The 10804-nt window shown below is 33.8% G+C and carries 8 protein-coding genes; 1 reads left to right on the top strand and 7 read right to left on the bottom strand.

Annotated features, from left to right (window positions below; translation table 11 throughout):
• Window positions 1-165: 165 nt before the first annotated feature.
• Window positions 166-708 carry a DUF4377 domain-containing protein gene (locus ABI657_RS17935; RefSeq protein ID WP_348098643.1) on the bottom strand — a complete coding sequence of 181 codons (543 nt, stop codon included), beginning with the start codon at window positions 706-708 and terminating at the stop codon, window positions 166-168.
• 199 nt (window positions 709-907) lie between these two features.
• Here ABI657_RS17935 and ABI657_RS17930 point away from each other — a divergent pair, with 199 nt between their 5' ends.
• Complete coding sequence (locus ABI657_RS17930) at window positions 908-2320, top strand: amino acid permease (RefSeq protein WP_348098642.1); 1413 nt, start codon at window positions 908-910, stop codon at window positions 2318-2320.
• Window positions 2321-2433: 113 nt separating this feature from the next.
• Here ABI657_RS17930 and ABI657_RS17925 read toward each other — a convergent pair whose 3' ends face one another.
• The 6 genes from ABI657_RS17925 to kdpB all read right to left on the bottom strand — a co-directional run bounded on the left by ABI657_RS17925 (window position 2434) and on the right by kdpB (window position 10537).
• A complete protein-coding gene (locus ABI657_RS17925; RefSeq protein ID WP_348098641.1) occupies window positions 2434-3195 on the bottom strand; it encodes a phosphatase PAP2 family protein in 762 nt (253 codons plus the stop codon).
• A gap of 126 nt (window positions 3196-3321) precedes the next feature.
• A complete protein-coding gene (locus ABI657_RS17920) occupies window positions 3322-5040 on the bottom strand; it encodes an ATP-binding protein (RefSeq protein WP_348098640.1) in 1719 nt (572 codons plus the stop codon).
• A gap of 177 nt (window positions 5041-5217) precedes the next feature.
• Window positions 5218-6345, bottom strand: coding sequence for a sensor protein KdpD (locus ABI657_RS17915; protein WP_348098639.1), 1128 nt, complete (start codon window positions 6343-6345; stop codon window positions 5218-5220).
• A gap of 177 nt (window positions 6346-6522) precedes the next feature.
• Entirely contained in the window at window positions 6523-7599 is a 1077-nt protein-coding gene (locus ABI657_RS17910) for a porin (RefSeq protein WP_348098638.1), read from the bottom strand.
• A gap of 196 nt (window positions 7600-7795) precedes the next feature.
• Window positions 7796-8353, bottom strand: coding sequence for a K(+)-transporting ATPase subunit C (locus tag ABI657_RS17905; RefSeq protein ID WP_348098637.1), 558 nt, complete (start codon window positions 8351-8353; stop codon window positions 7796-7798).
• Between the two features lie 165 nt (window positions 8354-8518).
• Entirely contained in the window at window positions 8519-10537 is a 2019-nt protein-coding gene (kdpB, locus tag ABI657_RS17900; RefSeq protein WP_348098636.1) for a potassium-transporting ATPase subunit KdpB, read from the bottom strand.
• Between the last annotated feature and the right edge of the window lie 267 nt (window positions 10538-10804).

The raw sequence follows: 10804 nt of genomic DNA, 5'->3' as shown, positions 1-10804 counted from the left end.
AGAAAGCTCTTTAGTTGCTTGTTTGGACCCGGGTTCGATTCCCGGCGACTCCACATTAAAAAACCGTATTAAGCTGTATCAAAAGCTTTTTACGGTTTTTATTTTTATAAATATTTGAATTGAGCAAAGAGGGTTTAATAATTCGTACTCATTAACATTTGCCATTTACTTCAGATCAATCAATTGCATTTTATTATCTGAATTTCGTTTAAAAGTTCCAATTACTGAACTCTTATTGTGTAAATCTAAATCTAATTGAGTGCAAAAAGTATTACAATCTATTTCAATTTGGTTTAGCAGTTTGTAACCAGAATTTGTAGTAACAAAATTTTGTCCATTTATTTTTAAATCAACATCAAAGGGAGTTTCATTATTTACTTCCTGAGTTGATTTTACCTCTAATAAGATATATCTTAATGAACTGCCATCGGCAGGAGGGTCTGTGATTTTTTCAACTCTGACAGAAAGATTATAAATTTTTCCGGGAACATAATTGAAACCTTCAATAGCATTGTAAAACCTGCTCCAGTTAGTTGTTCCAATAGCGTTATCTTCTTGTGCAAGTAAAGTCAAAACAGGACTCAAAGCTATACCTGTATTTTGATAATGATTAATTCGCATGTTAATAATTCGAGACGAATTTTCATCATCATTGGAACAAGACAATAAGGTTACAATTGTAATTAAAAGCAGAAATTGTTTTTTCATAATATTTATATTTTACTATACAGATGCAAAATTTATTAATTAGTTGCGTTATATTGGTAAAGAATGAAAATATGTTTAAGATTTTTTTTTTATTTTTCTTTTAAAACTATTGATATGAATTTCAATTATAAAACAATTTAAAATCTAATCTGAGTTTTCAAAAAAAGTATATCTTTAACCAACCCAAAAACCTAAAATAATGCAGGAAAACGACCAGGAAAATTTTAAAAGAGAACTCGGATTACTAGATGGAACCATGTTAGTTGTTGGTTCAATGATCGGCTCCGGAATATTTATCGTAAGTGCTGATATTGCCAGACAAGTAGGTTCAGCAGGATGGCTGACACTAATTTGGCTAATTTCAGGATTAATTACCATTATTGCTGCAGTGAGTTATGGTGAGTTAAGTGCCATGTTCCCAAAAGCAGGAGGTCAGTATGTTTATCTTAAAGAAGCATACAATAAATTAATTGCTTTTTTGTACGGATGGAGTTTTTTTGCCGTAATCCAGACGGGAACAATTGCTGCTGTAGGTGTGGCTTTTTCTAAGTTTGCCGCATACCTATATGAGCCATTAAGTGACGAAAACATATTGTTTGAATTAGGTTTTTTTAAATTGAATGCAGCACAGATTGTTTCTATTGTAACTATAATTTTACTCACGTACATAAATAGCCGTGGTGTAAAAAATGGAAAAACGCTTCAGACCGTTCTTACCATCATCAAAATATTGTCGTTGTTAGGTTTGATTGTTTTCGGATTAACGCTTGCCGCAAAAGCATCTGTTTGGGATGCCAATTGGGCAGATGCCTGGACACCTCGCTCATACGTACCTGATAGTAATTCATGGCTCCCAATTAGCGGAACAGCTCTAATTACTGGAATTTCGGCAGCAATGGTAGGTTCTTTATTCTCAAGTGACGCTTGGGTTGGAGTAACTTTTATTGCTGGAGAAATTAAAAACCCAAAACGTAATGTAGGTTTCAGCTTATTTTTAGGGACTTTTATCGTTACGATTATATATGTATTAACGAACCTCATGTATTTGGCAGTAATTCCGCTTGACGAAATTGCAACGGCAAAATCGGATAGGGTAGCAGTAGTAGCTTCTCAATATATTTTCGGTAATATCGGAACTTTGGTAATTGCCATTATGATTATGATTTCGACTTTTGCCTGTAACAACGGATTGATTATGGCGGGAGCAAGAGTATATTATACAATGGCTAAGGATGGTTTGTTTTTCAAGAAAGCGGCTGTGCTTAACGAGTTCAGTGTTCCTTCATGGGCTTTATGGGCTCAGTGTGTTTGGGCTTCAGCTTTATGCCTTACTGGAGAATATGGTGCGTTATTAGATTTTGTTATGATCATCGTTTTGATTTTTTACATCCTTACAATTTACGGAATTTTTATTTTGCGTAAAAAAATGCCGGATGCAGAAAGACCTTATAAAGCATTTGGATATCCTTTTTTACCAATGTTGTACATAATAATTGCATCGGCTATTTGTATATCATTGCTTTTTACAAAATTTGCAACTTGTGGTTGGGGAATTTTAATTATGCTTATAGGAATTCCGGTTTATTATTTAACAAAGCCGAAAGAAAATTAAAATTTGATTTCAAATTTAAGCTTAGTAAACTTTTGACAAATAACAAAAATGCCTTGTATTTCAGCAAGGCATTTTGTTTATATGTATTTATCAAATTAGTTGAAAATGATACTTTAAAAAGTTTTTACAAAACTCAATCCATATTGCTGACCGTTATAAAAAGGTGCAATCATAGAAGCTGAATTACTTTCAGAAGAGGATTTGAATACTTTTTTGGTGATATACGGATTCATCCAATACGCTAATTTTGTACTCAAAATTCCGATTCCGGCTCCGGCAGCGACATCGGTTAACCAATGACGATTGTTGTAAATTCTAAATAATCCGGTTCCGGTTGCAACGGCATAGCCAGCAATTCCGTACCAAATCGATTTATCTTTGTATTCCTGCCATAAAAACTCAGCTCCGGCAAAAGCAGTTGCAGTATGTCCGGACGGGAAAGAGTTATTAGAACTTCCGTCTGGTCGTTCTTCATGCACAATTGATTTTAAACCTAAAACTGTGGAAGCCATAATGACATAAGAAGTCGCAAATATTACTGAACGATCCCGCATATTATTCTTTCCTTTCACACCAAAAGCATTTAAAGCATAAACCGAAGCAGCAGGAGTATATTGTGAGAAATCATCAATTGTGATTTTTTCATCAATATCTTCAGTGACTTCATTCTTGATTTGTTGATTAAAACTTAAGAGCTGATCATTTTTAACTCCAATTGCGCCATATCCAATCAATACACCAGGAATAATTAATTGCTTGTAACTCAATCTTAAATGATGTGAAATGCTGTCAATTTTGATAATTGAATCATTTTGTTGTGAAGCAACAGAAAAAAAGTTGAAAAGGAATACCAGAGAAATAGTTTTGTAAAGCATCTTTCGTTTGTTATAAGCTGCAATAATAACGAATGTCTGATAGAACTATCTTACCTTAATACAACCTTAAGCGAATATTAATTTGTTGGTTTTAAATGAGATAGTTTGATTAATGCTGGCTAAATATTAGATTTTCAGCGAAAACCAAAAAGTGCTTCCCAATCCTAAATTACTTTCTACACCAACGCTTCCGTTCTGAGCTTCAATAAATTCTTTGCTGATTGCCAATCCCAATCCGGTTCCGGATTTTTGACTTCCCGGAACCTGAAAATATTTATCAAAAACTTTGTCTTGGTATCTTGTGTCAATTCCTTTTCCGGTGTCGATAACCTGAAATACAATTTGGTTATTTTCATTTTTTAATTGGATAATAATCGTGCTTTTTTCAGAAGAATAACGAATGGCATTCGATAAATAATTAATCAAAACCCAGCCAGTTTTTTCGCTGTCTGCTTTTACATCCTGAAGGTTTTCATCGGTATCAATGATAAGTTTTATTTGTTTTTGATCTGCCTGGACTTTTACAGCTTCTACAGCATAATTTACAATGTCATACGGATTGCTTTTTTCGATATTCAGCTGAATATTTCCCGTTTCCAACTGTGATAAGTTAAGTAATTCGCCTGTGATTTTCAACAATCGCTGACTGTCATCTTTAATGCTTTCAACCAATTGTTTCTGATCCTCGTTCATATCACCCGTTTTGGTATTTTCAAGCAATTGAAGACTTAATTTTATTGAAGCAATTGGTGTTTTTAATTCGTGTGAAACTGTGGCAATAAAATTGGTTTTAGCAAAATCAAGTTCTTTAAAAAGCGTAATATTTCGCAGGATTATTACATCGCCAATATTAATTTCCTTTTCTTCCCCTGTTGGAATTATGGTGATATTCAGAATTTCTTTTTCAAAATAACTTTCTTTTCCGTTTGCATAAATTTTAAGCGGCTTTTTTTTAGGCGCATCAGCATCATCTTTTAACATCAAAGAATGGATTAAATCATTTGACAAAGCCAGAGCAGAAGCCGATTTTGCTATAACATCTTCCAATTTCAAACCAATAATTTTTAAGGCTTCATCATTCGCAAACAAAATAATTCCTTCATTATCAAGTCCAATAATAGGATCGTGCATGTTGTTGATAAGCGTCTCCAGTCGTTTCTTTTCGAAAAACAATTTGTACAAATTACTATTATTATATTCCTGAAGTTTCTGCGCCATCGTATTGAATGAATTGGCTAAATCTGCATATTCGTTGTGGTTGGTAAAATGAACGCGTTCTGAATAATTTTTATTAGCAATCTCTTTGATGCTTTGTGTTAGTTCCTTGATTGGATTTGCAATATTATTGGGCAGATTAACAAGTAAATTAAAGGCAATCAAAAAACATAAAGTACCTACGATGGCAATAGAAAAATTGGCAGTTTCTGCTGTTTTTTTTGCAATATCGCTTTTCTGTTTTATGGCATCCAGATTCAATTTCATAATAGAAAAAATATTTTGCCTGATTTGCGCCTTTAAATTTTCATCAGCACTGTTATTTTCTAAAAGAGCAAAGCTTTTCTCCAGATTGGCAGTTGCTTCTTTTTCTCCAGGCTCGGTTACATTTTGCATTTGTTTTTTCAGAAATTCTTTAAAAACTGAAATGTTATTATCAGGGGTTGTTTTAATTCCATCCAAAGACAAAATCATATTTCGCGAATATTCCAATGTATTATAATTCTCTTTCAGAATATTCTCTGTATCTGCTTTTATTAAAAAAACAGAATAAGCACTCACTAAAGAGAGTATGATAATCATTAAAAATAACAATCCAACTCCCAGATTTAATTTAGTTTTAATTCTCATAATTTATGTTTTTTGAACCATATAAATTATATAAGATAATTTAAGGATTTGTATCAAGAAAAACTTTGCATCTTCGCTACTTTTGCGATCAAAAACTTCACTGAACTTTGCGTTTAGAGCTTACAACCATTCTAATTTAAATGAACTTACATAACTTATATGGTTTAAATATTTTTTTTAAGATAAAATAACAAGGTCAACATTCGATAAAGACAGCTTGTTTAATAGGCGCCTGAAAATTGTTGTAGACAAAATTACTTTAAATAAATTCAAATGCGGTTTCCCGATGCAGACGGTTGTAATATATTTTTCTTCAACAGCTATCAAAATCGCATCAGCAATATTTTTGTTCTCTAATTTAATTACTTCAGCGCCTAATTGTACTGCTAGCTTAAAGTTATTTATAAGATGCCGCTGTTTGTCTAAAGCAATTTTTGTACTGCTCTCTTGTGGAGTTTCTACATACAAAACATACCACGATCCGTTATAATAACTTGCGAGCCGTGCTGCTTTTCGAATCACAATTTTAGCCGTTTTATCATTACTGCTAATACACGCCAACAATTTTTCATGTCGTAAAGCATGCTGTTGAGGCACTTCATTTTCTACCTTTCTGACCACTTGGCTCGCCACTTCTTTCAAAGCCAGTTCGCGCAATTGCAGAATCTGATCCGATTTAAAAAAATTGGTCAAAGCAGTCTGAATCTTATCGGCCGTATAAATTTTTCCTTCTTTTAACCGAGCAATCAAATCCTCCGAAGTCAAATCGATATTCACGACTTCATCAGCAATTCGCAATACATTGTCCGGAATCCGTTCCTGAACATCAACGCCTGTAATTCGTTTTACATCTTCATTTAAACTTTCAATATGCTGAATATTAACCGCCGAAATTACATTAATTCCTGCTTCTAGAATCTCTAAAACATCTTGCCAGCGTTTTTCATTCTTGCTTCCTTCCACATTTGTATGCGCCAATTCATCAACAATAACCACTTCTGGTCTCAAGTTGATGATAGCCTGAACATCGAGTTCTTCGAGTTCTTTTCCTTTATAAAAAATGGTTCTCCTCGGAATCACAGGCAAACCAAACAATAATTCATGTGTTTCCTTTCGAAGATGCGTTTCTATGTAACCAATTTTCACATCAATTCCGTTCTTCAATAACGAATGTGCTTCCTGAAGCATTCGGTACGTTTTGCCCACACCGGCGCTCATCCCAATATAGACTTTAAACTTCCCTTTTCGTGATTTCTGAATTAAATCGAGAAAGTGCTGTGCATTATTTTCTTTTTCTTGTTCCATACTATTTAATGAAAAAATATTTTTAACACATAGAAACATAGATTTTATTTAAAAAATTAGACATTCCATTTTTCATAGGAGATTTAGAAAAGCTATGTGAAATAAAAATTTATCTATTTTTTTCTAATTTTAAAAAAAAACCAGAATCTATGTTTCTATGCGTTTAAATTTTTAAAGCTAAAAAGAAACCGCCAGCGAAGTCGTCACAAACGTATTCGTGTCCGTTGGAAGATTATTTTTTGTGAAAATTTCATCTTTACTCGAAAGATTTCTAGCTTCAACTCTAAACATTACATTATCAGTAACCAGATAATCAAAGTTAGCTGAAAATCCATAAGTTTTAAAACCATTTGGCGTTTCTCTCTCGATAATAACTCCTTTTTCATCACTGTAATATTCGCCTCTCGCCGCTAACTGAATCTTATCAGTTGGTTTGTATTGCAAAATCAAAACAGGCGAAAACCAAGTGTCATATTTGTTACTATTTTTAGCCGATTGTTGTGAACCTATATCAAAACCAGTTGTAACATTTGTTTTTTCTGTCACTTTAATTTGTCCGTAAAAGTTATTGAAATAGCGCCATTTTTTATCAATATCGGGTTGCTCATTTCCAGCGTAAGTACTCCAATTTAAAGTTAATCCATCCGAAGGTTTGTAAGTAATCTGAGTTCCAAAAGCAGGCGTTTGATTCCCGTCAATTTTCTGAATTCTCTGCCAGCCATTCAAATACATTCCTGCCAAATACCATTTTCCAGAATCAGAAGTGTATCCAACTTTTATACCCGTTTCATAATAAGGAGAGTTTTCAGCCAAAATACTTCTTGTCAAAGTTTGACAATCTTTTCCAATCGCACTTTCAAAACCAATATGCGAAGGCATAATTCCCGCATCAATCCATAAGTTTTTACTTTTCGAAATTTTCACACCAACATTAGCTTCATATACATTTTTCAACAAATCCTGCTCCGCCGACAAATTATATTGAGCATAAGTCCCAGCCATCAAAGCAAAATTTCCGCGAATATTTTCTTTGCTGTAATTCACTTTTGCCATACCTAAATTCAAATTTACTTCGTTAGCTGTATTGTAACTATAAAAAAATCCAGGGCGTGTATGATTGTCTGGTTTTCCAAAATCATAACTATAATAAACGTCTACATATCCAGAAAACGTAAACGGACTTTTAACTTCTTCTTGTGCGTGCAAATTGCTAAAACCGAAAGCGATTAAAGCGGTAAGTATTATTTTTTTCATTTTTTTGTCATTTCGAGGAACGAAGCAATCTCGTTCTCTAAATTAATTTATTTAGTGATTTTTTCAGGAGCTATTTACTTCGTCAGTTCGTTTCTATCGGGGCTAGGACTTTTAGGTCAATCATACCTAACAGGTTTTAAAAACCTGTTAGGATAAACTAAGAAACTTAGCCTCTTAGCAACTCAGCAACTTTTTTTTAAAGCTCATCCAAAGCAATATTCAAAGCCAGAACATTTATTTTTTCTGTTCCTAAACATCCCAAAAGAGGTTCTTGTTTTGTTTTTTCAATCAAAGCGATTACTTTTTCTTTATCAATGTTTCGAGTTTTAGCAATACGATTAACCTGAACATTTGCACCTTGAACAGAAATATTCGGGTCTAAACCACTTCCTGAAGCTGTTACTAAATCTGAAGGAACTTCACTGCGTTTTACAGTTGGGTTTTTCAATAAAAAAGTATCGATTCTTGTTTTTACTTCTGCTAAATAATCTGGATTGTTTGTTCCTTTATTACTTCCTCCAGAACCCGCCGCATTATAATCAACCGCCGATGGACGTGACCAGAAATATTTGTTATCTGTAAATTTCTGAGCCACATTAATATGATATGTTTTTCCTTTAGAAGTTACGATTTCACCTTTTCCATGGTTTGGAGCAAATTGTGCAATTCCGAGAATACTCAAAGTGTAAACTCCAGAGAAAAACACCGCGCAAAAAAGAGTTAATCTTAAAGCGATAATACTATTTGTTTTCATTTTTTTTGTCATTGCGAGGAACGAAGCAATCTCATCCTCAGATTTAATAATTCTTTATTCTATTTTCTTTGTTCTAATCTCTTTATTCTTTGTTCTTTATTCTTTGTTCTTTAATTCTTTGTTCTTTAATTCTTTGTTCTTTAATTCTTTATTCTATTTTCTATTTTACATAAATACTGCAACCAACATATCAATCAATTTGATACCAATAAACGGTACCAAAACACCGCCAAGGCCGTAGATAAATAAGTTTCTGCGTAACAATGCTGATGCTCCAATTGGTTTATAAGCAACCCCTTTTAGCGCAAGCGGAATTAAAAACGGTATAATAATCGCATTAAAAATCACCGCTGATAAAATCGCACTTTCAGGACTGTGTAAACCCATAATATTTAATCCTTGCAAAGCTGGAATCGCCGTAATAAACAAAGCTGGAATAATGGCAAAATACTTAGCAACGTCGTTCGCAATAGAGAAAGTTGTCAAAGTACCGCGAGTCATCAAAAGCTGTTTTCCGATTTCTACAATCTCGATTAGTTTTGTTGGGTCATTATCTAAATCGACCATATTTCCAGCTTCTTTCGCTGCTTGAGTTCCACTGTTCATTGCGACACCAACATTGGCTTGAGCCAAAGCCGGCGCATCATTCGTACCATCACCCATCATCGCAACTAATCTTCCCGAAGCTTGTTCTTTTTTGATGTAGTTCATTTTATCCTCTGGTTTTGCTTCAGCGATAAAATCATCTACACCGGCTGCTTCGGCAATAAATTTAGCTGTCAAAGGATTATCACCAGTCACCATAACCGTTTTGATTCCCATTTTGCGCAAGCGCTCAAAACGTTCTTTCATTCCGGTTTTAATGATGTCTTGTAATTCAATAACACCTTGAACCTGATTATTTTTGATAACCACTAAAGGAGTTCCTCCGTTGGATGAAATTGTGATTACTTGCTGTGCAGTATCTTCAGGAAAAACATTTCCTGCTTGTTGTGCAATATTCTTCGCAGCATCCTGAGCACCTTTTCTAATGTTGGTTCCGTCTTTCAAAACCACTCCAGAAGTTCTGGTTTCGGCGGTAAATTTGATTAAAGTTGCTCCTTCAATAGATAATTTATTGGCAACTTCTGCACCTGCCAATTCCAAAATACTTTTTCCTTCAGGAGTATCATCTGCCAAAGAACTCAAAACCGCAGATTGAATAAATTCTTCTTGCGAAATACCTTTTGTTGGGTAAAAACTGGTTGCTTTTCTATTTCCAATGGTGATAGTTCCTGTTTTATCCAAAAGCAAAACATCAATATCTCCAGCAGTTTCAACCGCTTTTCCAGATTTTGTAATTACGTTAGCACGCAAAGCTCTGTCCATTCCGGCAATTCCAATCGCTGATAATAAACCTCCAATTGTTGTTGGAATCAAACACACAAATAGCGAAATAAAAGCGGCAATCGTTATTGGAGTATTCGCATAATCAGCAAATGGTTTTAAGGTAACCGTTACAATAATAAATACTAATGTAAATCCAGCTAACAGAATAGTCAAAGCAATTTCGTTTGGTGTTTTTTGACGGCTTGCACCTTCAACCAAAGCAATCATTTTATCCAAGAAACTTTCACCAGGTTCAGAGATTACTTTTACTTTTATTTTATCTGATAAAACTTTTGTACCACCTGTTACAGATGATTTATCACCACCAGACTCTCTAATTACAGGAGCACTTTCACCCGTAATGGCGCTTTCGTCAATGGTTGCCAAACCTTCGATAATTTCACCATCGGTTGCGATAATATCTCCCGCTTCGCAAACAAAAACATCGCCTTTTTTTAGTTGAGCAGACGAAATGGTTTGTCCATTTTCTAGTTTTGCAGGGGTTTCTTCTCTGGTTTTTCTTAAACTATCCGCTTGTGCTTTTCCTCTTGCTTCCGCAATAGCTTCGGCAAAATTGGCAAAAAGCAAGGTTGCTAACAGAATTAAAAAGATGGTAAAATTGTAAGCAAAACTTCCTTGTGATTTTTCTCCGGCTAGTATCCAAAGACAAACAAAAAACATAACGAAGGTTCCAATCTCTACTGTAAACATAACAGGATTACGGAACATTATTTTAGGGTTTAGTTTGACGAAAGACTGTTTTAAAGCTTCGTTAACCAACTCTTTTTGAAATAAATTATTTTGAGTTGCACTCATGATGATTATACTATTTAATGAATTTAATTTAATGGTATTTTTTTAAAACACATAGAGACATAGTTTTAAAAACTTTAAAAAGGCATTTCATTTTTACATAAAACACATAGTCTATGTGAGAAAACTATAGTTTTCTTTAATTTTTCTTAATTCCCCAGAAAAAAATCTATGTTTCTATGTGTTAGAAAAAGACATTCCTATTATTCGTTTTATATTTTACTTCGCAGAAAAATATTCAGCAATTGGTCCTAATGTTAAAGCTGGGAA

This window comes from Flavobacterium sp. (genome assembly GCF_039930565.1).
GTDB lineage: Bacteria > Bacteroidota > Bacteroidia > Flavobacteriales > Flavobacteriaceae > Flavobacterium.
The sequence above is the reverse complement of the archived record's forward strand: the minus strand, read 5'-3'. Positions and strand labels throughout refer to the sequence as shown.